This window comes from Coralloluteibacterium thermophilum, from assembly GCF_042654365.1.
GTDB lineage: Bacteria > Pseudomonadota > Gammaproteobacteria > Xanthomonadales > Xanthomonadaceae > Coralloluteibacterium > Coralloluteibacterium thermophilum.
Genome location: NZ_JBHSGG010000040.1, coordinates 25,508 through 46,396, shown reverse-complemented (window position 1 = coordinate 46,396; position 20,889 = coordinate 25,508). Strand labels below are relative to the sequence as shown.

The window sequence follows — 20,889 nt, the reverse complement described above, 5'->3', positions numbered from 1 at the left end:
AAGCTTGTATGCCGTGAAGGCGACCCGCATCATACGCGGCCAAGGCGCTTCGCGCCGGTCGCGCCCCTCTCTTCCGACCCCTTATCAGGAGCGTCTTTTGAACGCGCACGTGCTTTGGCTGCATGAACTCCGTCTGGCCGATCTGGCCCAGGTGGGCGGCAAGAATTCCTCGCTGGGCGAGATGATCAGCGAGCTGTCGAACCTCGGCGTCTCCGTGCCCGGCGGCTTCGCCACCACCGCGGACGCCTTCCGCGAGTTCATCCAGTACAAGGACCTGTCCACCCGCATCTTCGACCGCCTCGCCACGCTCGACACCGAGGACGTGGACGCGCTTGCCGAGGCCGGCCGCGAGATCCGCGGCTGGGTGATCGAGGCGCCGCTGCCCGAGGCGCTCGACCGCGAGATCCGTTCCGCGTACGCGCGCCTGTGCGAGGAGGCCGGCGGCCACGACGTCGCCGTCGCGGTGCGCTCCTCGGCCACCGCCGAGGACCTGCCCGATGCCAGCTTCGCGGGCCAGCAGGAGACCTTCCTCAACATCGCCGGCGCCGACGAGGTGGTGATCAAGGTCAAGGAGGTCTTCGCCTCGCTCTACAACGACCGCGCCATCGCCTACCGCGTGCACCACGGCTTCAAGCACGAGGAAGTGTTCCTGTCCGCCGGCGTGCAGCTGATGGTGCGTTCCGACATCGGCGCCTCCGGCGTGCTGTTCACCCTCGACACCGAGTCCGGCTTCCCGGACGTGGTGTTCGTCACCTCCAGCTACGGCCTGGGCGAGAACGTCGTGCAGGGCGCGGTGAACCCGGACGAGTTCTACGTCTACAAGCCCACGCTGCGCGAGGGCAAGCCCGCGATCCTGCGCCGCCAGCTCGGCTCCAAGCAGATCCGCATGGTCTATTCCGACGCGCCGGGCGAACGCGTGCGCAACGAGGACACGCCCGCCGAGCTGCGCAACCGCTTCTCGATCACCGACGAGGACGTGCACGAGCTCGCGCGCCAGGCGCTGACCATCGAGAAGCACTACGGCCGCCCGATGGACATCGAGTGGGCGAAGGACGGCGAGAGCGGCCGCATCTACATCGTGCAGGCGCGCCCGGAGACGGTGAAGTCGCGCAGCAACGCGCAGCAGATCGAGCGCTTCCGCATGAAGCAGCGCGGCGAGGTCGTGGTCGAGGGCCGCGCCATCGGCCAGAAGATCGGCGCCGGCACCGCGAAGGTGATCCGCTCGCTCAAGGACATGAACCGCGTGCAGCCCGGCGACGTGCTGGTCGCCGACATGACCGATCCCGACTGGGAGCCGGTGATGAAGCGCGCCTCGGCCATCGTCACCAACCGCGGCGGCCGCACCTGCCACGCGGCGATCATCGCGCGCGAGCTGGGCGTGCCCGCGGTGGTCGGCTGCGGCAACGCGCTCGACGCCATCGAGGACGGCGCCGAGGTGACCGTGAGCTGCGCCGAGGGCGACACCGGCTACATCTACGAGGGCAGGCAGGAATTCGAGCGGATCACCGCGGACCTCACCGACATGCCGCCGGCGCCGCTCAAGATCATGATGAACGTGGCGAACCCGGAGCGCGCCTTCGACTTCGCCATGCTGCCGCACAAGGGCGTAGGCCTGGCGCGGCTGGAGATGATCATCGCCTCGCACATCGGCGTGCATCCGCGCGCCCTGCTCGAATACGACCGCCAGGACGCCGAGACCCGCCGCCGCATCGACGAGCGCATGGCCGGCTACTCCGACCCGGTGGGCTTCTACGTCGACCGCCTGGCCGAGGGCATCGCCACCATCACCGCGGCCTTCGCGCCGGAGCCGGTGATCGTGCGCCTGTCGGACTTCAAGTCGAACGAGTACGCCAACCTCATCGGCGGCGAGAAGTACGAGCCCGAGGAGGAGAACCCGATGATCGGCTTCCGCGGCGCCAGCCGCTACGTCGATCCCTCCTTCGAGCCCGCCTTCGAGCTCGAGTGCCGCGCCATGCGCAAGGTCCGCGAGACCATGGGGCTCACCAACGCCTGGGTCATGATCCCGTTCGTGCGCACCCTCGACGAGGGCCGGCGCGTGATCGAGGTGCTGCGGAAGCACGGGCTCGAGCAGGGCAAGGACGGCCTCAGGATCATCATGATGTGCGAGGTCCCCTCGAACGCGCTGATGGCCGAGGAGTTCCTCGAGATCTTCGACGGCTTCTCGATCGGCTCGAACGACATGACCCAGCTCACCCTGGGCCTCGACCGCGATTCGAGCATCGTCGCCAACCTCTTCGACGAGCGCGACCCGGCGGTCAAGAAGATGCTGGCGATGGCGATCGGCGCGGCGAAGAAGAAGGGCAAGTACGTCGGCATCTGCGGCCAGGGGCCGAGCGACCATCCCGATCTCGCCGAGTGGCTGCTCGAGCAGGGCATCGAGTCGATGTCGCTCAATCCCGACACCGTCGTCGACACGTGGCTGCGCCTGGCCAAGCTCAAGGCCGAAGGCGGCGCCGCGGCGGCCTGAGGCGACGCGCCGCCGGGCCCGACTTCCGACGCCCCGCCCTGCCCGGCGGGGCGTCGTCGTTTCCACACCACCACCAGGAGCCACGCCATGAACGCCTTCCTCGGCGCCCTGCCCTCCGACTGGGAAGACCGCCTGCTCGACTTCGGCCTGCACCTCATCGCGGCCCTGCTCATCCTGCTGGTCGGCATGTGGGTGGCGCGCCTGCTCGCGCACCGCATGCTGCCGCGCGTGCTCGACCGCGCGGGCGTGGACGGCATGCTGACCGCCTTCCTCCGCAACGTGGTCTACGTGGTGGGCGTGGTGCTCGTGATCGCCACCGCGCTGACCGCGATCAACGTGCCGATGACGTCCCTGGTCGCCGTGCTCGGCGCGGCCGGCCTGGCGATCGGTCTGGCGCTCAAGGACTCGCTGTCCAACATCGCCGCGGGCGTCATGCTGGTGACCCTGCGCCCCTTCCGCGCCGGCGACGTGGTGACCGTGGCCGGCCAGACCGGGACGGTGCAGCAGGTCCGCATCTTCCAGACCGTGCTGTCGGGGCCGGACAACCAGAGCTTCACCATCCCCAACAACCTCATCACCGCCCAGCCCATCGTCAACCTGACGGCGCAGCCGACGCGGCGCGTCGAGCTGGTGATCGGGATCGGCTACGGCGACGACATCGCCACGGCCAAGCGCGTCGCGCTGGAGGCCATGACCAGCGACCCGCGCGTGCTCGACACGCCGCCGCCGGACGTGCTGGTCTACGCGCTCGGCGACAACAGCGTCAACCTGGGCATCCGCTGCTTCGTGGCCAAGGCGGACTGGTTCGCGGTGAGGTGCGACCTGACCGAGCGCATCAAGCTCGGCTTCGACCGCGCCGGCGTCAGCATTCCCTTCCCGCAGCGCGACATGCACCTCTACCTGCACAACGGCGATGCGCAGCCGGTCGTGGAGCGGATCGCGCAGCAGCGCGGGCCGCAGGCGCCGCTGCCCGGAGGCGAGTGAGGCCGGTCGCCGGCCGCGGCCGAGGGCGCTCCTGCGGACAGGCGGCGCGCGGCCGCGGCCGCCCTTCCGCGCGGGTCAGGCCCCCGGAAGCCCGCCGAGCCGGCCCATGAACGGGCGGTAGTGGCGAAGTTCCGCGACCGAGTCGCGGATGTCGGACAGGGCCGTGTGCGCGGACTCCTTCGAGTAGCCCTTGGCGATGTCCGGCGCCCAGCGCCGCGCCAGCTCCTTGATCGTGGAGACGTCGAGGTTGCGGTAGTGGAACCAGCGCTCCACCCGCGGCATCAGCCGGTAGAGGAAGCGGCGGTCCTGGCAGATCGAGTTGCCGCACATCGGCGACTTGCGCTCGGGCACCCACTGCGCGAGGAAGTCCAGCGTCCGCGTCTCCGCCTCCACCATGTCCACGCCCGACTCCAGCACCCGCTGCCACAGGCCGGAGCGGCCGTGCTGGGTGCGGTTCCACTCGTCCATGGCCTCCAGCCGTTCCAGCGGATGGCGAATGGCGAGTTCGGGGCCCTCGGCGATGATGTTGAGTTCGCGGTCGGTGATGAGCGTGGCGATCTCGAGGATCGAATCGGTGTCCGGATCCAGCCCGGTCATTTCCAGGTCGATCCAGATCAGGTGGCTGTCGCTCGAGATGACGGGGTTGCTCATGTGCTCGCGGATGTGGGTCCCAGCGCGCATCATACCGGCAGCCCCACAGCATGCCCGCCCATGCCGACGCCCTTCTCCATGGACCCCGCGCACTACACCGTCATCTCCTCGATGATCACGCCGGCGTTCTTCCTCACCGCGACCAGCTCCATGCTGATGTCGTCCAACGCGCGGCTGGCGCGGGTGGTGGACCGCATGCGGGTGGATCTCGCGAAGCTGCGCGAAACGCCCCAGGGCGAGCAGCGCCGGCAGATGGAGGCGCGCATCGTGACGCACAGGAAGCGCTCGACGCTGGCGCTCTCGGCGCTGCGCCTGCTGTACGGGTCGCTCAGCGCCTTCGTCTGCACCAGCCTCGCGATCGCCGCGGACAGCTTCCTCGGCTACCGCCTGGCGCACCTGCCGACGTTCTTCGCGATCATCGGCGTGCTGCTGATGTTCGGCGCCTCGGTCTGCATGGGCCGCGAGGCCCGGCTGGGCCTGAAGATGCTCGACCTCGAACTGCGCGAGGAGCTTTCCCGCGACACGCTGGAGGCCATCGACGGCGGCGACAGGCGCCCCGACTAGAGCGTGGCGGGTGCGGGCTTCGGTCGCGGCTGAAGCCGCTCCTACGATGCAGAGCGCCGCAGCGACTTAGCCGCGACGCGCGGCGCGCTTGGCGCGGAAGTAGGCGGTGAGCCGTGCCGCGGCCTCCTCGCCCAGCACGCCGCCCTGCACCGCCAGCCGGTGGTTGTGGCGCGGATCGCCGAGCACGTCGAACACGCTGCCGGCGGCGCCGGTCTTGGGATCGGTCGCGCCGTAGACGACGCGGGCCACGCGCGCGTGGATCATCGCCATGGCGCACATGGTGCAGGGTTCCAGCGTGACGTAGAGCGTGCAGCCGACCAGGCGATGGTTGCCGAGCCGCATGCCGGCCTGCCGCATGGCGACGATCTCGGCGTGCGCGGTCGGGTCGTGCTCGGTGATGTTGCGGTTCCAGCCCTCGCCGACGAGGCGGCCCTCGGCGTCGACCACCACCGCGCCGACCGGCACCTCGTCGTCCTCGCGCTGCGCGCGCTCGCCCAGCGCCAGGGCGCGGCGCATCCAGCGCGCGTCCGTCTCGGCATCGGCGGGCGCGGCCGCGGGCAGCGGGCGCGGGAGGGGCGTCGGGGGCACGGCGGCGGAGCCTGGTGGGCGGGCGGCAATGATACGGCCCCGCCCCGCAGGCCGGCAGGCGGCTACTCCCTGCCCCAGCCCATGCGCCGCGTCACGCGCTTCTCGATCTCCAGCACGACCATCAGCGCCGCGCCGAGCGCGACGATCACGAGGCCGTCGAGCAGCGACAGCGGGCGGGTGTCGAACAGGCGCTGCATCGCCGGCAGGTAGGTGAAGGCGAGCTGCGCCACCACCACCACCGCCACCGCGCCCAGCACCGCCGGCGTCCCCAGCATGCCGCGCCAGCTGAACGAGCTGACGTGCAGGTAGCGCACGTTGAACAGGTAGAAGATCTCCAGCACCACGATGGTGTTGACGACCATGGTCCGCGCGGTCGCCAGGTCGTCGCCGTGGGTCAGGCCGTAGAAGAACACGCCCAGCGCGGCAGCGGTGAACAGCAGCGAGACCAGCGCCACGCGCCACACCATGAAGGGCGAGAGCAGGCCCTGCCCCGGCGGGCGCGGCCGTCGCCGCATCACGTCGGGCTCGGCGGGCTCGAACGCCAGGGCCAGGCCGAGCGTCGCCGAGGTCACCAGGTTCACCCACAGGATCTGCACCGCCGACATCGGCATGGCGAAGTTGAAGAGGATGGCGGCGAGCACCGCCAGCACCTCGCCGCCGTTGGTGGGCAGCGTCCACGAGGTCACCTTGCGGATGTTGTCGTAGACCACCCGGCCCTCGTGCACGGCGGCCACGATGGACGCGAAGTTGTCGTCCAGCAGGACCATCTCCGAGGCTTCCTTGGCTGCATCGGTGCCCTTGAGGCCCATGCCGATGCCGACGTCCGCCTGCTTGAGCGAGGGCGCGTCGTTGACGCCGTCGCCGGTCATGGCGACCACCGCGCCCGTGGACTGCAACGCGCGCACGATGCGCAGCTTGTGCTCGGGACTGGTGCGCGCGAAGACGTCGGTCTCCGCCACCACCTGCGGCAGCGCGGCGTCGTCGATGGCGTCGAGATCGCGCCCGGTGAGCACGCGCGAGCGCTCGCCCAGGCCGAGCTGGCGGCCGATGGCGGCGGCGGTGTCGCCATGGTCGCCGGTGATCATCTTCACCGCGATGCCGGCCGCGCGGCATTCGGCGATGGCCGCCACCGCCTCCGGGCGCGGCGGGTCGATGAAGCCCACCAGGCCGACGAAGACCAGACCCTGGGCCAAGTCGTCGTGGTCGACCCGCGCAGTGTCCGCCGGCACGGTCTTCACCGCGAAGCCGAGCACGCGCTCGCCCTGCGCTGCGGCCTCGGCGATCCGCGCGCTCCACGCGGCGGCGTCGAGCGCGACCGCGCCGTCCGCGCCGTCCGCCTGCAGCGTACAGAGCTGCAGCAGTTCGTCGGGCGCGCCCTTCACGAAGACGCAGGCCGCGTCGCCCTCGCGGTTGAGCGTGGCCATGTAGCGGTAGCGCGCATCGAAGGGGATGGCGTCGACGCGTCGCCACGCGCGGCGGGTGGCTGCGGGATCCAGCCCCGCCTTCATCGCCAGCGCCACCAGGGCGCCCTCCATGGGGTCGCCCTGGACCGCCCAGTGCCCGTCCTTCCGCACCAGCTCGGCGTCGTTGCACAGCAGTGCCGCGCGCACCAGCGGGGCCGCGGCCTCGAGCGCGCCGGGCGCCTGCGCTTCGAGCCCGCCCTCCGGTGCATAGCCGGAGCCACTCGCCACGACGCGCCCGGCGACCGTCTCCAGCCGCGTCGCGGTCATCTCGTTGCGGGTGAGGGTCCCGGTCTTGTCGGAGCAGATGACCGAGGTCGAGCCCAGCGTCTCCACCGCAGGCAGCCTGCGGATGGCGGCGTTGCGCCGCGCCATCCGCTGCACGCCGATGGCGAGGGTGATGGTGATGACCGCCGGCAGGCCCTCGGGAATCGCGCTCACCGCCAGCGCCACCACCGCGACCAGCGCGTCCACCCAGGGATAGCCGCGCACGGCCACCGCGAACGCGAACAGCAGGGCCGACATCGCCAGCGCCAGCCAGGTGAAGCGCGTGCCGAACCGGTTGATCTGGCGCAGCAGCGGCGTGGTCAGGGTCTGGACCTCGTGCAGCATCGCGCTGATGCGGCCGATCTCGGTGCGCATGCCGGTGCCGACGGCCACGCCCACCGCCTGCCCCGCCGCCACGAAGGTGCCCGAATAGGCCATGGAGTGGCGGTCGCCGAGCACCGCGTCGTGGGCGACGGGCGCGACGTGCTTCTCGGCCGCGACCGATTCGCCGGTGAGGATGGCCTCCTCCACCCGCAGCGAATGCGCGCGCACCAGGCGCAGGTCCGCCGGCACCCGGTCGCCGGCCTCCAGCAGCACGATGTCGCCCGGCACGATCTCCGACACCGGCACGCCGGTGCGGCTGCCTCCGCGCAGCAGCTGCGCCTCGCTGGCGATCAGGCCGCGGATGGCGTTGAGTGCGCGCTCGGCCTTGCCCTCCTGCACGAAGCCGACGATGGCGTTCACCAGGACGACCGCGACGATCACCACGGCGTCGAGCACGTGTTCCAGCAGGGCGGCCGCCACCGCCGCGGCGAGCAGGAAGTAGATCAGCGCGTTGTGGAACTGGGCCAGGAAGCGGAGCAGCGGGTGCCGCCCGGACGCCTGCGGCAGTTCGTTGCGCCCGTGCGTGGCCAGCCGGCGCGCGGCCTCGTTCGGGTCCAGGCCGTCGTGGCCGGACCCGAGCGCCTGCAGCACGACCTCCGCAGGGCGGGCGTGGAAGGCGGGGTCGCTGGCGGGATCGCGCGCCTCGGAAGTGTCCATGCTGGCTCCTGTCCTGGTGAGGAGGCGTGGCCTGCGCATCGGGGCGCATCCCCGCCTCGTCCGGATGATGCGCGCGCGGGGCGGGCGCGCGCCTTGCGTTCGATCAAGGCGAGCCGGCGCCGCGGCCTGCGCTTCAGGCCGCGCCCCACAGCGTGCGCAGGGGACCGTCGTCGCCCTCGACCGGATCGCTGTCCGGGCGCGGCAGGGTCGCGATGCGGCGGCGCATCTCCGGCGTCGGCGCCTCGCGACAGATGTCGGGCGTCTGCCCGGGCGGGTAGGCGCCGACGACGAGGAAGCCGTCGCTCGCCTCCAGGCAGCGGTGTCCCGTGCCCGCCGGTAGCACCAGCACGTCGCCCGCCGAGACCTGCACGTCCTCGCCGCCGGGACCGCCCAGCACCAGCCGCGCCGAACCGCCGGCCACGCCCAGCGCCTCGTGCGCCTGGGTGTGGTAGTGGTGATGGTCGTAGATGCCGTCGCGCCACTGCGGCGGCCAGCGGTTCGCGGCGAACCGGCTCTCGAAGGCCGAGGCGGCGGCCTCGACGGACCGCCCGGACAGCACGCCGCGATAGATCAGGACCGGCAGGTCCGGGGCGTTCGGCACCCAGTCCCGGGCGGTGAGCAGAAGCGTTTCCGGCTGCATCCGGCCTCCTCTTTCGGTTCTGCGGACGGCCCCACCCTCGGCGCGGCTGCGGCCCACTGTGTCGGCAGCGGCGTTGAGGGCGTGTCGTGCCGCTCGCCCCGGACACGCCGTGTCGACCGGGACAGCCGCTCCGAGGCTGCTGGATCCTGCGCGATGGTTGCCCGATCCTCCCATCCGGCGGCCTGCGCGCTTGTGCCGTGCCCGGCGCCGGGCGTAGCGTCCGCGGCATGCGATCGTCCGCCCCCGCCTCCCCTGCCGCCCTCGCCGAGCTGGGCACGCTGATCGCGCGCTACGCCCCCGGCCCGGGCGGGCATTGTGCGATCCCACGGGTCGGCCTCCTGCGCGCCGATGCCCCGACCGAGCCGGTACCGGTCGTCTACGAGCCGCTCCTGTGCCTCGTGGCCCAGGGGCGCAAGCGCGTCATGCTGGGCGAGCAGGTGGTGGAGTACGACCCCGCGAACTATCTGATCGCTTCGGTGGACCTGCCGGTGACCGGCGCGGTGCTGGAGGCCTCGCCGGAAGCGCCCTACCTCTCGATGAGCCTGCGCATCGACCCGGCCCTGCTCGCCGAGGTCATGCTCGGCGTGCCGGCGCCCGCCGCGCCCCCGGGCGCGCACCCGGGCCTCGTCGCCAGCCCCATCGACGCGGATCTGCTCGACCCCGCACTGCGCCTCCTGCGCCTCCTGGAGCGTCCGGAGGACATCCCCGTGCTCGCGCCGATGATCGAGCGCGAGATCCTCTATCGCGTCCTGACCGGGGAACAGGGCGCGATGCTGCGCCAGATCGCGCAGGCCGGCAGCACGCTCACCCGCATCGGCCGCGCCATCGCCTGGATCCGCCGCCACTACGCCGAGCCGTTCCGGATCGAGACGGTCGCCGCCGTCGCCAACATGACCCCCTCGACCTTCCACCGGCACTTCAAGGGCATCACCTCGATGAGTCCCCTGCAGTACCAGAAGCGCATCCGCCTGCAGGAGGCGCGCCGCTTCCTCCTCGCCAACCAGGCGGACGCGGCCAGCGTGGGGTTCGCGGTGGGCTACGAGAGCCCGTCGCAGTTCAGCCGCGAGTACCGGCGGCTGTTCGGCGCGCCGCCGCTGCGCGACGCCGAGCGTCTCCGCGCGAGCGGGCTGGCCGAGCAGCTTGCCGTGGCCTGAGCGCCGCGTTGACGCGCGCGCGAGGCCGCGCCCGCTAGGGTCGGGCGCTTCCGCGAGGAGTCCGCGATGACGCAGGCCGCGCCGCCCATGCCGCCGAGGCAGTACGCCCGGGTCGGCGACATCCGCCTGGCCTTCCACGAGGCGGGCCCGCGCAGCGGCGTTCCCGTCGTGCTCTGCCACGGCTTTCCGGAGCTCGCCTTCTCCTGGCGGCACCAGATCCGCGCGCTCGCGGATGCGGGCTACCGCGTGGTCGTGCCGGACCAGCGCGGCTACGGCGCGAGCGACCGCCCGGACGACGTCGCCGCCTACGACATGGCGCACCTGACCCGCGACCTCACCGGCCTCCTCGACCACCTCGGCATCGACCGCGCCATCTTCTGCGGCCACGACTGGGGCGGGCTCGTCGTCTGGCAGATGCCGCTCATGCACCCGCAGCGGACCGCCGGAGTGATCGGCGTCAACACGCCGTTCCGTCCCCGCCCGCCCACGGATCCGGTGGCGACGCTGCGCAGGTTGATGGGGCACGACATGTACATCGTGCACTTCCAGACGCCCGGCGACGCCGACGCCCTCCTCGCCGCCGATCCGCGACGGGTCTTCGACTGCCTGATGCGCCGTCCGCCCGCCGACGCGACCGCGGCGGCCAGCGGCGTGACCGACCCCGCCGGCACCGAAGGCGGCTTCGCGCTGGTGCGCTGGATCCAGGCCTGGGATCCGGCGCGCGACACCCGCGAGCGCTTCCTGACCGAGGCGGAGCTGGAGGTCTTCGTCGACACCTTCGCGCGCACCGGCTTCACAGGCGGCATCAACTGGTACCGCAACCTGTCGCGCAACTGGCAGCGATCGGCGCACCTGCCCGGGCGCGTCGAGGTCCCGGCGCTGATGGTGATGGCGGAGAAGGACCCGTTCCTGCCGCCCGCCGCCGCGGACGGCATGGCGCGGCACGTCCCGGACCTGGAGAAGGTCCTGCTGCGCGGCGTCGGCCACTGGACGCAGCAGGAGGCGCCCGACCGGCTCGCCACCGTGTTGATCGACTGGCTGCGGCGGCGCTTCCCGCCGCGCGCTGCGGCCAGCCCCGTCCAGTCCGCCTAGTCCGCCTGGTCCGCCTGGGCCGGCAGCGGCACCAGCAGCCGGACGCGCGCCCCGCCCGCATTCTCGCGGTAGAGCCTCGCCCCGCAGGTCCGGGCGAGGGTGTCGACGAGGCCGGCGCCACGCCGCGTGCGCCCACCCGGCGATGCCGACATCGCTTCCGCGAAGCCCGGCCCGCCGTCGGCCAGGACCACCTCGAGCGTCCCCGCGTCCGTGCGGGACACCCGCAGGCGCAGGCCGCGTTCGATGGCGGCGCCGTGCTTGATGGCATTGGTGACCAGCTCGTTGACGATCAGGCCGAGGTTGGAGGCGAGCGCGAACGGCGCGCGGACGCCCTGCGCCTCGCTCTCCAGCAGCGCGCGTTCGCCGCCCTGGGCCTCGAAGACGCAGCGCGCAAGCGTCGGCAGGTACTCGCCGAGGTCCACCCCGCCGCCCTCGTGGCTGTGCAGTTGCTCGTGCACCACGCCGAGGCCGCGCAGGCGCGCGATCGCATCGCAGAGGATCGCCCTCGCCTCCTCGCCCTGCGCGCGCGTCTGGGCGAGCTGCAGGTAGGACACGACCATCTGCAGGTTGTTCTTCATGCGATGGTCGAGCTCGGCCCTCAGCAGGCGCTGGTACTCCTGCTGCTCGCGCTGCTCGGTGATGTCCACGCAACTGCCGAAGTAGCCGGCGAACTGGCCGCTCCGGTAGTACGGCGCGCCGCTGTCCAGGATCCAGCGGTACTCGCCGTCGTGGCGGCGCAGCCGGTAGGGCATGGCGAAGCGCTCGCGTGCGTCGAACGCCCGCTCGTAGATCCCGACGCAGCGTTCGAGGTCGTCCGGGTGCACGTCCGCAGCCCAGCCGTAGCCGCACAGCTCCTCCAGCCTCCTCCCGGAGTAGTCGCGCCAGGGCCGGTTGAACCAGTCGCACAGCTTGTCCGGCCGCGAGCGCCAGATCATCACCGGCGCGTTGTCGGCGAGCTCCCTGAATTCGAGCTCGCCGAGATCGGGAACGGCGTCCAAGCCATCGATCTCGCTCTGCATCCTGCCTCCTCGCCTCGTGCCACCGCCGGTCTTGCCGGCCACCGCCCCCTTCTGTCCGTGTCGCCGCCGCATCCGGCAACGGCACGGGCTCCGATCATATACGGCGCATGAACGGCCGTGAGCAAGCGTGAGAAAAGGCGGTTGTGCGCCCCGGCGCCGCATGGCTGCCGCACCGGCCGTCCACATGGCGCGCATGCGCCCCGCGCCAGAGTTTCCGCATGGCAACGGCAGTCCGCCCACGCACGCTTCTTCTGGCCGCGACGCTCGCCCTGCCCGCGGCGCGGCCGGCGCCCGCCGTGCCGCCGGCACCGCCGGTCTCCACCGATCCCGCCGGCCTCCCCGTCTGCACCGCGTGGCGCGATGCGGGCGGCGTCCTGGCCCTGGGCCGCGTCGCTCTCGGGACGCGGCAGCGCGCGCTCCCGGCCGAGTGGCCGCGGACGCCGGGCTGCACCGACCGCGGCAGCGCCTGCGAGGTGCGCGACCCGCAGGGTCTCGCCTACGTCGTCGAGCGCGGCCGCATCGGGCGGATCGAAGCCCGGCGCGCGGACGCGCTCGGGGCGGTGCTCCCCCTGGGGCTGGCCTTCGGGGAGGAGCGCGGCACGGTCGCGCGGCGGCTGGCCGCCATCCCGGAAGCCGGCCCCCGCGCCCAGTTGCTGGCGCAGGCCGCAGGCGCCCACGGCCCCCGGTGGGCCAGCGACTTCTGCGTCATCCACGGAAACGCCGCGCCCGCGAGCTGGTACGTCGGCTTCGATGCCGCCGGGCGGCTCGAGACGGTCGGCCTCCGGCTCGACCCGGCGCAGAGAACGGAGCCACGACCATGACCCGACGCCCCTTCCCCCTGCCGGCGCTCCTGGCGCCGGTCCTGCTGACCGTCGCCGCGTGCGGCGGCGAGATGCCCCCGCAATCGGCCCAGGGCCTGCAGCAGCCCATCGAGGCACCGCCACCCGCCGGTCCCGGACGCCCCGCGCCGGCCGCGCACGGCGACGCCCCCGTGGTCGTGCTCGACCTGCGGGAGAACGCGCCGCCGCTCGCCGGCGGGCGTGGCCTCGACGCCCTGGCGGCGGCCTTCCCCGGTGGCGTGCCGGCCGGTGCCGACGCGCGCGGCCTGGTCCAGGGCCACTTCACCGAGGCCGGGCGCCCGCAGCAGGCGGCGCTGGTCGCCCGCGGCAGCGAGGCCACGCTGCTGGTGCTGGAGGGCGAGACCGTGGTCGCCCGCCTGCCGGTGCCCGCGCCCTACGACGCCGGGCTCGCCGCGGCGCACGACCTTGACGGCGACGGCAGGGACGAGCTCCTCCTCCGCAGCGAGCGGATGGACGGCGCGCGCACCGTCACCGGCGTGGCGGTCGTCGCAATCGAGGACGGCGCCCTTCGCATGCTGGAGCAGTACCCGCGCGCGCGCGTCGATGCCTGCGCGGGGGATGCCGGCCCGCAGCGGGTCATGGCCGGCGCCTTCCACGCCGCCGAGGGCGGGCTCGACGTGCGGATGTTCGCCGCGCCGTGCAGCGAGGCGGGCGCGCCCGCACTCGCTGCCTTCGAGGCGCTTTAGGCTCCGGTGCCGCGGGCGCCTCGGCCCGATGGGTCCTCGTCGTCCGCGAACTCGTCGAGCGTGATCGCGTGCTGCACCGCGTCCGCCAGGTCCACGCTGTCGCTCACGTCCGGCAGGCTGGTGAACTGGCCGTCGAGGTAGGTGAAGTCGAGCGTCTCGCCGATCCGGCGCAGCACCGCCTCCTCGCTGTCCAGCCCTTCCCCGTGGCGCTTGTCCCCGTCGAGCAGGTAGCGATGGCCGTCGCCGGCGCGCTCGACGGCGCCGAGGTCGATCAGGCGCCCCGGCGGATTGCGGGCGTAGATGCGCCCACCGGCGGCGTACAGGGTGAAGGGCCTGAGATTGGGCTGGCGGGCGTCTTCGGCGGACATGGCGGGCTCCCTTGGTCGATGGAGCGACCCTAGCCGCGCGTCCGTCGCTGCCGGATCAGCGTCGGCGGTACGACGTCGCAGGCGGCGAGACCCCGGGCATCCCCAATGCCGTCACCTCGTGCCGACCGCCGTCTCCCGCATGTTCCACGCCATGGCGCAACTGCCGCTCTTCGGGACCGGGCCGCGGACGCTGCTGGACGACGCCAGCGGCCGCATCGACTACATCCCCGGCTTCCTCGCTCCCGACGAGGCGCGGGACTGGTTCGAGCGGCTGCGCGCCGGCGTGCGCTGGCAGAGCGGTCGCCGCCGCATGTACGAGCGCGAGGTGGACGTGCCCCGGCTGGTCGCAAGCCATCTGCTGGACGACCCGCACCTGCCGGCACCGCTGGCCGAGGCCGCGGCACGCGTGCGCACGGCGGTGGACGCGCCCTTCAATGCGGTCGGGCTCAACCTCTACCGGGACGCGCAGGACAGCGTGGCGCCCCACAACGACCGCCTCGCCCACATCGCCGAGGGCCATCCCATCGCCCTGCTCTCGCTCGGCGACACCCGCCGCATGACCGTCCGCGCCAAGCTGCCGCCGCGGCGCGTCCTGCACGTGGATCTCGAACCCGGCAGCCTGTTCGTCATGAGCTATGCGACCCAGCTGCACTACGACCACGGCATCCCGAAGCAGCACACGCCCGTGGGCCCGCGCATCAGCCTGGCGTTCCGGGTCCGGCGCCGCGAGGCGGCGACCGACTGAGCCCGCACTTCACGGCGCGCAACGGCCACCCGGCCACCCTGTACTGCCCTGTTCCACACGGAGACGCCATGTCCCGCACCCGCCCGACCGTGCTCGCGGCCGCGATGGTCGCCACGCTCCTCTCCGCCTGCGGCCGCGACGACGCGCCCCCACCCACGCCGCCGGCCGAGGCCGCGCGCGACACGGCCACCCCCGGCACCACCATGCAGGCATCGCCACAGCCCGCAACGCAGCCCGGCGGCGCGCCCGCGCCGCTCCTCGACCTGCGCGACGACACGCCGCCGGCACCGCTGGACGAAGCCCGGACGGCGCAACTGATGGAGGCCGCCGGGCGCCAGGGCATCCGGCCGGACGCTTCGGTGGCGGGACTGGTCGAGGGCAGCTTCACCGCGACCGGCCGCCAGCAGCAGGCCGCCCTGCTGCTGCCCGGCTCCGAAGGCGATGCGCCGGCCGAAACCCCGCCGACGCTCGCGGTCTTCGAGGGCGGCAGCCTCGTCGGCCAGACCCAGCTCGCCGGTGGCGCCTACACCGGCATCGCGGGCAGCGGCGACTTCGACGGGGACGGCATCGACGAACTCCTGCTGCGGACCGATGGCGAGCATCTCGGACAGAGCTTCGTCTCGGTCGACCACGTCAGCATCGCCGACGGCAACCCGCGCGTGCTGCAGCGGTTCGAGCAGGCACGCCTCGACACCTGCGACGGCGACGGCGAAGAGCGCGAAGTGCTGGCGACGGTGCTGGTCCACCAGGACGGACGCCTCGCCGCACAGCGCTTCCGCGCCGAGTGCGGCGCCGACGGTGCCGACGCCTTCGCGCCGATCGACGATCCCGACCAGGGCGTGCTGCCACCCGCGGCGGGCCAGCAGACCTGAGCCACGAGAGCGCGCTGCGCGCGCTCAACCCCCATCCCGGCCTTCCCCCGCAGGCGGCGGAAGGAGCCGCTCGCGCGGGTGTGGAGACTGTCGCTCCCGCACCGGAACAAGTCTGCAGACGAAACACCACCAGCCCCCTCCCCCGCGGACAGCGGGGGAGGGTCGGGGTGGGGGCGCTTCTGCTCCGTGCCGTTGCCGCTGCTTCCATCCCGCCTTAACACGCTCTCGTGGCCGCCGACGCGCCGGCACCTTCCTGCTTGTCATCCCGAGTGCAGCGAAGGATCTGTGCCGTCATTGCCGGCCCGGGCGCGAGATCCCTCGCCTTCGGCTCGGGAGACACTGGGCCGGGGCCTTTGCCTTTGCCTTTGCCGTTTGCAGGAAAGCACGCGCTGCGCGCGCTCACCCCCATCCCAGCCTTCCCCCGCAGGCGGGCGAAGGAGCCGGTCGCGCGGGCGTGCGGACTGTCGCTTCAGCACCGGAACGACCCTGCAGACGAAACACACCAGCCCCCTCCCCCGCGGACAGCGGGGAGCGTTGGGGTGGGGGCGCTTCTGCTTCCACGCGCGCGACGATCGCCCCGGGCCGTGCGGGATTGCGCGTGCTGTAAGAAAGTCCGTCGGCTCCGGACTACCTGTATCGGGCACACGGCAAACCGGGACTCCAGATGCCGGCAACACCCGCCAGCGACGCACAGGAACGGCTCTACCGCGAGGCCGTCGACGCCCACGGCGCCGCGCTCGCGCGCCTCGCGCAGGCGTACGAACGCGAGCCCGACGCGCGCCGGGACCTGCTGCAGGACATCCACGTCGGCCTGTGGCGCAGTTTCGCGACCTACGACGGACGGTGCAGCCTGCGCACCTGGACCTACCGGGTCGCGCACAATGTCGCGGCCAGCCACATCGAGGCCGCGCGCCGTCGCGGCCAGGCCTTCCTCGACCTCGAGGACGTGGTGCTGGTGGATGGCAGCGACGTCGAGGCCGACGTGGGTGCGCAGCATGCGCTGGGGCGGCTGCATGCGCTGATACGGCAGCTCAAGCCGATCGACCGGCAGGTCATCCAGCTCTGGCTGGAGGAACTGCCCGCCGCGTCCATCGCCGAGATCACCGGCCTCAGTGGCGGCGCCGTCGCCACCAAGGTCCACCGCATCAAGGCGCTGCTCGCGCAGCGCTTCAAAGGAGAGAGGTCATGAACGAGTACGCCCCCGATGCACTGCGGCGCCTCTGGCAGGCGCAGGGTCCGGTCACTGCATGCCCGCCGGATCCGGCGCGCGTGCGCGCCGGTGCATTGCGCTTCGAACGGCAGATCCGCCGCCGCAACCGCCTCGAATACGCGGCGGTCGCCGTCCTGATTCCCTGGTTCGCGACGGTCGCGGGCCTCGCGCTGATCGGTGGAACCGATCCGGGCAGCACGCTGCTCGGGCTCGGCGCCCTCCTCCTCGCGCTCGGCGTCGCCTACGTCGGCATCCAGCTGCATCGCCGCGCCAGCGTGGCGACGCCCCCGCTGGGCGCGCCCTGTCTCGCCTTCCATCGCGCGCAGCTCGAGCGCCAGCGCGCGGCCGTCGCCTCGGTCTGGCGCTGGTACCTCGGGCCCCTGCTCCCCGGCCTCGCCTTGATGTGGCTGGGGCCGGCGATCGCTGCACCGGAGCGCTGGCCCATGCACCTGGCGATACTCGCCCTGCTGGCAGGCGGCTGTGTCGGCGTCGGCGCGCTCAACACGCGCGCTGCGCAGGCCCTGCAGCGTCAGATCGACGCCCTCGATGCGCAGACGGGAGAGGTGGCATGAGGCGCCGGCTCGTCCTTGCCCTCGTCGTACTGCTCGCGCCGCCACGCGCCATGGCCGACGACGCGCTGACCGCACTGCTGGAGCGGGTGGCCGGCGAACACGCAGGCGCCGTGCAGGTGGTGGTCGGCATCACGACGCCCGAAGGACGCTCGGTCACGGCGCATCCGGGCACGGCAGGTTCCGCCGCGGACGGGACGGCGCTCTTCGAGATCGGCTCCCTCACCAAGGTCTTCACCGGGCTGCTCCTCGCCGACGCGGTGGTGCACGGCGAGGTCGCCTTCGAGACCCCGGTCGGCGACCTGCTCCCCGATGCCGCGTCGATGGGTGGAGAGGGTCCGAGCCTGCTCGACCTGGCGACCCACACGAGCGGCCTGCCGCGCCTGCCGCCGAACCTGCAGCCCCGCGCGCTCGACAACCCCTATGCCGACTACCACGAGGAAGACCTGCTGGCAGTCCTACCGTCACTGCCGCGCCACGATACGCCACAGCCTTTCGTCTACTCCAACCTCGGCAGCGGCCTGCTCGGCCAGGCCCTGGCCTGGCATGCGGGAACGGACTACGCGACCCTGCTGCAGGCACGGGTGCTGAAGCCCCTGGGTCTCCACGAGACCATGGTGGACGTACCGCCGGGGCTGGCCCAGCGCCGCGCACCGGCGCACGACGCGACAGGTCGCCCAACGGCGTACTGGGATTTTTCCGCACTCGCCGGTGCCGGCGCCCTGAACGCGAGCGCGGACGACCTGCTCTCCCTGCTCGACGCCTATCTCGACCGTCGTCCGTCGCCGCTGGCGGAGGCCATGCGGCAACAGCTCGCGAACCGCCGCGCCGGCAACGCAGGCATCGCGGCCGCCGCGGTCGGCTGGTTCGTCGAAGAGCTTGCCGGTCGCACCATCGCCTGGCACAACGGCAGCACCGGCGGCACGCGCAGCTTCATGGGCTTCGACACCACGCACGGCATCGGCGTCGTCGTGCTCACCAACACGACCGCGCTCGACGTCACGCCCCTGGGCCTGCGCCTGCTCCGCAACGGCCTGCCGGAGGCCGGCTCTTTCCCCCACGACAAGGAGGTCACCATGCTTCGCTCCATGCTCGGCGGCGCCACCCTCGGCGCAGCCCTCGCCATCGCCAACCCGGCTCCAGTCGCTGCGCAACCGGCGGCGACGCCCACAGCGCAGCAGGCGAGCGAACTCGACCAGGCCTACCGGACCGCGCCGAAGCGCTGATCGGGCTCTTCAATGGCGAGGTCGAGCCCGCCGAACTGTTCTCGGTGGCTTTCTTCCAGGCGGTTCCGGAACAGCAACTGCGGCGGACCATCGCTGCGGTGACGGCCCAACATGGCCCCGCCCGCGAGGTGGAGCACCTCGATGTCGCCCGCGACCACGGCAGCCTGGTCGTCGCCTTCGGCACCGCGCGGCTCGCCATGCGGATGGTGCTCGCCAGCAGCGCCCCGTACGTGATCGAGGGGCTTCTGATCACAGGCGAGGCGCCCGAGCCCGCGACCGCTGCACAGGAGTCCGACCCGCGCTGAGCCGGGGCACACGGAACGCAGGCGCCGGGAGGGACAGGACTGCAAGGTCCCGGAAACGTCTGCCGCCGCAGCCCTAGAGCCCGAACGGCCAGGTATCCGGTGCGTCCTCGCGGGCGTGCTCCGGCCCCAGCGGGGTCAGGGCACGGGTGGTGTCGAACCACACGTAGGCGTCGAACTGGCGCGGCAGGCAGGCCTCGGCGTAGTGGCTCCAGCGCTCGGTGTCCGGCCGGTAGATCACGCCGATGAAGCGCTGCAGGCGCCCCTCCTGCAGGCGACGGTGCAAGGCGGGGTCGCGGGCGGGATCGAGGTCGAGCAGGAAGCGCGGCAGGCCGCTGTCGTGGCACAGCCGCTCGACGCTGTCGCGCAGCGAGGGGCGCACGTCCATGACCTGCATGGCCTCGCCCCAGTCGTGCGCCGCCGCCACGGTGCCGGCATGCGTGCCGAAGCCGATGAGCGCCGCGTCGCGACCGAAGCGCTGGCGGCACAGCTGGCCGATGTTGTGCTCGCCGCGCACGGCGCCCATGTCGGTGTGGCGGGCATCGCCGATGTGCGAGTTGTGCGCCCAGACCACCGCCTTCGCATCCGGTCCGTGCGCGTCGAGGAGGTTCTCCAGCGTCTCGAACATGTGGCTGTCGCGCAGGTTCCAGCTCTCCGCGCCGCCGTAGTACATGACCCGGTAGTAGCGTTCGGCGGAGGCCACCAGGCGCGCGTTCTGCGCGGCGTCGAGGAAGGCCTCGCCGTCGGCCCGCGCGTACTCCAGCCGGCGCTCGAGCAGTTCGCGGCACTGCCGCACCACGGCCTCCTCGCACCTGGCATAGCCGGCGCGCAGCGAGGCGCGGCCATAGGTCGCCGGGTCCTTCTGCCAGGGCGTCAGGCAGCCGTAGCGCTCGCGGGCCACCGCGGCGGCCTCGGGATCGATCGCATCGAGGTAGCGCAGCACGCTCTCGATCGAGCCGTTCATGTTGTACATGTCCAGGCCGTAGAAGCCGACCTGCCGCGCGGAGGGCCGCCCCGCGTTGTGCGCACGCATCCAGCGGGCCAGCGCGTCGATCTCGGTGTTGCGCCACATCCAGGTCGGGAAGCGCTGGAACATGCGCTCCGGCCGTGCAGGGGCCGGCAGGTGGCGCACGTAGCGGTTGACCGCCGCCGCGTCCGGCCAGTCCGCCTCGACCGCGACGAGGGTGAAGCCGTGGCGTTCGACCAGGCGCCGGGTGATGGCGGCGCGCGCGGCATAGAACTCGTGCGTGCCGTGGCTGGCCTCGCCCAGCAGTACCACGCGGCGGTCGGCGTAGCGGTCGAACGGCAGGGCGAAGCCGGGATCGTCCGGCGCCGGCAGCGGCTCGGCGGCCGCGGCGATCCGCTCCGGGAGGCTGTACTGCCGCGACGGCGCCGGCACGTGGTCGCTGGCCGCGCGCGTGCCGTCCTCGGCGAAACCCTGCTCGCCGATCAGCGGCACGAAGCGCACCGCACCGAGGTCCTCGTCCTCGTACTCGTCCTCGCCGACGCGGGTGATGCGGCGCAACTGCTGCACCGCGCCGCGTTCGCCCACCGGCACCACCATGCAGCCGCCCACCGCGAGCTGCCCGCGCAGCGCCTGCGGCACCGCCGGCGCACCCGCGGCGACCAGGATGGCGTCGAAGGGCGCAGCCTCGGGCCAGCCACGGCTGCCGTCGCCGATGCGCAGCACGACGTTGTCGTAGCCCAGCTCCGCCAGCCGGGCACGGGCGCGCTCGCCGAGGCCGGGGTGGCGCTCGATCGCATGCACGCGCGCGGCGATCCGCGACATCACCGCCGCGGCATAGCCCGAGCCGGCACCGACCTCCAGCACGCAGTCGCCGGCGCTGAGGCCGGCGGCCTCGATCATCAGCGCCACGATGTAGGGCTGCGAGATGGTCTGCCCCTCGCCGATGGGCAGCGGGCTGTCCTCGTAGGCGAACTCGGCCATGTCCTCGCCGACGAAGGCCTCGCGCGGCACGCGCCGCATCGCCTCCAGGACCCGGGCCCGGCGGATGCCGCGCCCTTCGAGCTGCGCCTGCACCATGCGCTCGCGCGCGGCGGCGAAGTCGATCATCGCAGGCGCCTCCCGGCGCGCAGCCGCGG

The 20,889-nt window shown here is 72.7% G+C and carries 20 protein-coding genes; 13 read left to right on the top strand and 7 right to left on the bottom strand.

Translation table 11 applies throughout. The annotated features are described in order from the left end of the window. Nucleotides 1-97 precede the first annotated feature (97 nt). Nucleotides 98-2,488, top strand: a complete 2,391-nt coding sequence (gene ppsA, locus ACFO3Q_RS13800; RefSeq protein ID WP_377005315.1) for a phosphoenolpyruvate synthase — start codon at nucleotides 98-100, stop codon at nucleotides 2,486-2,488. 87 nt (nucleotides 2,489-2,575) lie between these two features. Then, nucleotides 2,576-3,472, top strand: coding sequence for a mechanosensitive ion channel family protein (locus ACFO3Q_RS13795; RefSeq protein WP_377005314.1), 897 nt, complete (start codon nucleotides 2,576-2,578; stop codon nucleotides 3,470-3,472). Between the two features lie 75 nt (nucleotides 3,473-3,547). On the opposite strand, the gene orn is transcribed toward ACFO3Q_RS13795, so the two are convergent. Next, nucleotides 3,548-4,123 (bottom strand): oligoribonuclease, encoded by a 576-nt coding sequence (orn, locus tag ACFO3Q_RS13790; RefSeq protein WP_377005313.1) that lies wholly within the window; start codon nucleotides 4,121-4,123, stop codon nucleotides 3,548-3,550. Between the two features lie 60 nt (nucleotides 4,124-4,183). On the opposite strand from orn, the gene ACFO3Q_RS13785 reads away from it, so the two are divergent. Further along, nucleotides 4,184-4,687 carry a DUF2721 domain-containing protein gene (locus ACFO3Q_RS13785; RefSeq protein WP_377005312.1) on the top strand — a complete coding sequence of 168 codons (504 nt, stop codon included), beginning with the start codon at nucleotides 4,184-4,186 and terminating at the stop codon, nucleotides 4,685-4,687. A gap of 66 nt (nucleotides 4,688-4,753) precedes the next feature. On the opposite strand, the gene tadA is transcribed toward ACFO3Q_RS13785, so the two are convergent. From tadA to ACFO3Q_RS13770, 3 genes are all read right to left on the bottom strand, one after another. Beyond that, on the bottom strand, nucleotides 4,754-5,248 hold the full coding sequence (gene tadA / locus ACFO3Q_RS13780) for a tRNA adenosine(34) deaminase TadA (protein WP_377005374.1): 495 nt from the start codon (nucleotides 5,246-5,248) through the stop codon (nucleotides 4,754-4,756). Between the two features lie 89 nt (nucleotides 5,249-5,337). After that, complete coding sequence (locus ACFO3Q_RS13775) at nucleotides 5,338-8,043, bottom strand: HAD-IC family P-type ATPase (protein WP_377005310.1); 2,706 nt, start codon at nucleotides 8,041-8,043, stop codon at nucleotides 5,338-5,340. A 133-nt stretch (nucleotides 8,044-8,176) separates the two neighbouring features. Further along, nucleotides 8,177-8,683 carry a cupin domain-containing protein gene (locus ACFO3Q_RS13770; protein ID WP_377005308.1) on the bottom strand — a complete coding sequence of 169 codons (507 nt, stop codon included), beginning with the start codon at nucleotides 8,681-8,683 and terminating at the stop codon, nucleotides 8,177-8,179. Nucleotides 8,684-8,910: 227 nt separating this feature from the next. Between ACFO3Q_RS13770 and ACFO3Q_RS13765 the strand changes: the two genes are divergently transcribed. After that, nucleotides 8,911-9,837: an AraC family transcriptional regulator gene (locus ACFO3Q_RS13765; protein WP_377005307.1), complete on the top strand. Its 927-nt coding sequence runs from the start codon at nucleotides 8,911-8,913 to the stop codon at nucleotides 9,835-9,837. Between the two features lie 66 nt (nucleotides 9,838-9,903). After that, nucleotides 9,904-10,929 (top strand): alpha/beta fold hydrolase, encoded by a 1,026-nt coding sequence (locus ACFO3Q_RS13760; RefSeq protein ID WP_377005306.1) that lies wholly within the window; start codon nucleotides 9,904-9,906, stop codon nucleotides 10,927-10,929. Here ACFO3Q_RS13760 and ACFO3Q_RS13755 read toward each other — a convergent pair. Beyond that, complete coding sequence (locus ACFO3Q_RS13755) at nucleotides 10,926-11,948, bottom strand: sensor histidine kinase (protein ID WP_377005305.1); 1,023 nt, start codon at nucleotides 11,946-11,948, stop codon at nucleotides 10,926-10,928. The genes ACFO3Q_RS13760 and ACFO3Q_RS13755 overlap by 4 nt on opposite strands. A gap of 218 nt (nucleotides 11,949-12,166) precedes the next feature. On the opposite strand from ACFO3Q_RS13755, the gene ACFO3Q_RS13750 reads away from it, so the two are divergent. Both ACFO3Q_RS13750 and ACFO3Q_RS13745 read left to right on the top strand, forming a co-directional pair. Next, complete coding sequence (locus ACFO3Q_RS13750) at nucleotides 12,167-12,769, top strand: hypothetical protein (protein ID WP_377005304.1); 603 nt, start codon at nucleotides 12,167-12,169, stop codon at nucleotides 12,767-12,769. Further along, nucleotides 12,766-13,494 (top strand): hypothetical protein, encoded by a 729-nt coding sequence (locus ACFO3Q_RS13745; RefSeq protein ID WP_377005303.1) that lies wholly within the window; start codon nucleotides 12,766-12,768, stop codon nucleotides 13,492-13,494. The genes ACFO3Q_RS13750 and ACFO3Q_RS13745 overlap by 4 nt, the downstream gene beginning before the upstream one ends. Here the strand turns inward: ACFO3Q_RS13745 and ACFO3Q_RS13740 are convergent. Next, nucleotides 13,491-13,862, bottom strand: a complete 372-nt coding sequence (locus ACFO3Q_RS13740; protein ID WP_377005302.1) for a hypothetical protein — start codon at nucleotides 13,860-13,862, stop codon at nucleotides 13,491-13,493. The genes ACFO3Q_RS13745 and ACFO3Q_RS13740 overlap by 4 nt on opposite strands. 118 nt (nucleotides 13,863-13,980) lie before the next feature. On the opposite strand from ACFO3Q_RS13740, the gene ACFO3Q_RS13735 reads away from it, so the two are divergent. From ACFO3Q_RS13735 to ACFO3Q_RS13710, 6 genes are all read left to right on the top strand, one after another. Further along, on the top strand, nucleotides 13,981-14,607 hold the full coding sequence (locus tag ACFO3Q_RS13735) for an alpha-ketoglutarate-dependent dioxygenase AlkB (RefSeq protein ID WP_377005301.1): 627 nt from the start codon (nucleotides 13,981-13,983) through the stop codon (nucleotides 14,605-14,607). Between the two features lie 68 nt (nucleotides 14,608-14,675). Further along, a complete protein-coding gene (locus ACFO3Q_RS13730; RefSeq protein ID WP_377005300.1) occupies nucleotides 14,676-15,479 on the top strand; it encodes a hypothetical protein in 804 nt (267 codons plus the stop codon). Nucleotides 15,480-16,143: 664 nt separating this feature from the next. Continuing rightward, on the top strand, nucleotides 16,144-16,668 hold the full coding sequence (locus ACFO3Q_RS13725; RefSeq protein WP_377005298.1) for an RNA polymerase sigma factor: 525 nt from the start codon (nucleotides 16,144-16,146) through the stop codon (nucleotides 16,666-16,668). Further along, nucleotides 16,665-17,261 (top strand): hypothetical protein, encoded by a 597-nt coding sequence (locus tag ACFO3Q_RS13720; protein WP_377005297.1) that lies wholly within the window; start codon nucleotides 16,665-16,667, stop codon nucleotides 17,259-17,261. Before ACFO3Q_RS13725 ends, ACFO3Q_RS13720 begins: the two co-directional genes overlap by 4 nt. Continuing rightward, on the top strand, nucleotides 17,258-18,484 hold the full coding sequence (locus ACFO3Q_RS13715) for a serine hydrolase domain-containing protein (RefSeq protein ID WP_377005296.1): 1,227 nt from the start codon (nucleotides 17,258-17,260) through the stop codon (nucleotides 18,482-18,484). The genes ACFO3Q_RS13720 and ACFO3Q_RS13715 overlap by 4 nt, the downstream gene beginning before the upstream one ends. 44 nt (nucleotides 18,485-18,528) lie before the next feature. Beyond that, nucleotides 18,529-18,789, top strand: a complete 261-nt coding sequence (locus ACFO3Q_RS13710; RefSeq protein ID WP_377005295.1) for a hypothetical protein — start codon at nucleotides 18,529-18,531, stop codon at nucleotides 18,787-18,789. Nucleotides 18,790-18,862: 73 nt separating this feature from the next. Here ACFO3Q_RS13710 and ACFO3Q_RS13705 read toward each other — a convergent pair whose 3' ends face one another. Beyond that, complete coding sequence (locus ACFO3Q_RS13705) at nucleotides 18,863-20,860, bottom strand: protein-L-isoaspartate(D-aspartate) O-methyltransferase (RefSeq protein WP_465251333.1); 1,998 nt, start codon at nucleotides 20,858-20,860, stop codon at nucleotides 18,863-18,865. Nucleotides 20,861-20,889 lie beyond the last annotated feature (29 nt).

Coding starts and splice junctions, on each gene's coding strand:
- ACFO3Q_RS13705 (WP_465251333.1), bottom strand. CDS start 20,860: ATGATCGACTTCGCCGCCGCGCGCGAGCGCATGGTGCAGGCGCAGCTC.
- ACFO3Q_RS13715 (WP_377005296.1), top strand. CDS start 17,258: ATGAGGCGCCGGCTCGTCCTTGCCCTCGTCGTACTGCTCGCGCCGCCA.
- ACFO3Q_RS13760 (WP_377005306.1), top strand. CDS start 9,904: ATGACGCAGGCCGCGCCGCCCATGCCGCCGAGGCAGTACGCCCGGGTC.
- ACFO3Q_RS13770 (WP_377005308.1), bottom strand. CDS start 8,683: ATGCAGCCGGAAACGCTTCTGCTCACCGCCCGGGACTGGGTGCCGAAC.
- ACFO3Q_RS13750 (WP_377005304.1), top strand. CDS start 12,167: ATGGCAACGGCAGTCCGCCCACGCACGCTTCTTCTGGCCGCGACGCTC.
- ACFO3Q_RS13775 (WP_377005310.1), bottom strand. CDS start 8,043: ATGGACACTTCCGAGGCGCGCGATCCCGCCAGCGACCCCGCCTTCCAC.
- ACFO3Q_RS13745 (WP_377005303.1), top strand. CDS start 12,766: ATGACCCGACGCCCCTTCCCCCTGCCGGCGCTCCTGGCGCCGGTCCTG.
- ACFO3Q_RS13725 (WP_377005298.1), top strand. CDS start 16,144: ATGCCGGCAACACCCGCCAGCGACGCACAGGAACGGCTCTACCGCGAG.
- ACFO3Q_RS13740 (WP_377005302.1), bottom strand. CDS start 13,862: ATGTCCGCCGAAGACGCCCGCCAGCCCAATCTCAGGCCCTTCACCCTG.
- ACFO3Q_RS13730 (WP_377005300.1), top strand. CDS start 14,676: ATGTCCCGCACCCGCCCGACCGTGCTCGCGGCCGCGATGGTCGCCACG.
- ACFO3Q_RS13795 (WP_377005314.1), top strand. CDS start 2,576: ATGAACGCCTTCCTCGGCGCCCTGCCCTCCGACTGGGAAGACCGCCTG.
- ACFO3Q_RS13755 (WP_377005305.1), bottom strand. CDS start 11,948: ATGCAGAGCGAGATCGATGGCTTGGACGCCGTTCCCGATCTCGGCGAG.
- orn (WP_377005313.1), bottom strand. CDS start 4,123: ATGAGCAACCCCGTCATCTCGAGCGACAGCCACCTGATCTGGATCGAC.
- ACFO3Q_RS13785 (WP_377005312.1), top strand. CDS start 4,184: ATGCCGACGCCCTTCTCCATGGACCCCGCGCACTACACCGTCATCTCC.
- ACFO3Q_RS13720 (WP_377005297.1), top strand. CDS start 16,665: ATGAACGAGTACGCCCCCGATGCACTGCGGCGCCTCTGGCAGGCGCAG.
- ACFO3Q_RS13765 (WP_377005307.1), top strand. CDS start 8,911: ATGCGATCGTCCGCCCCCGCCTCCCCTGCCGCCCTCGCCGAGCTGGGC.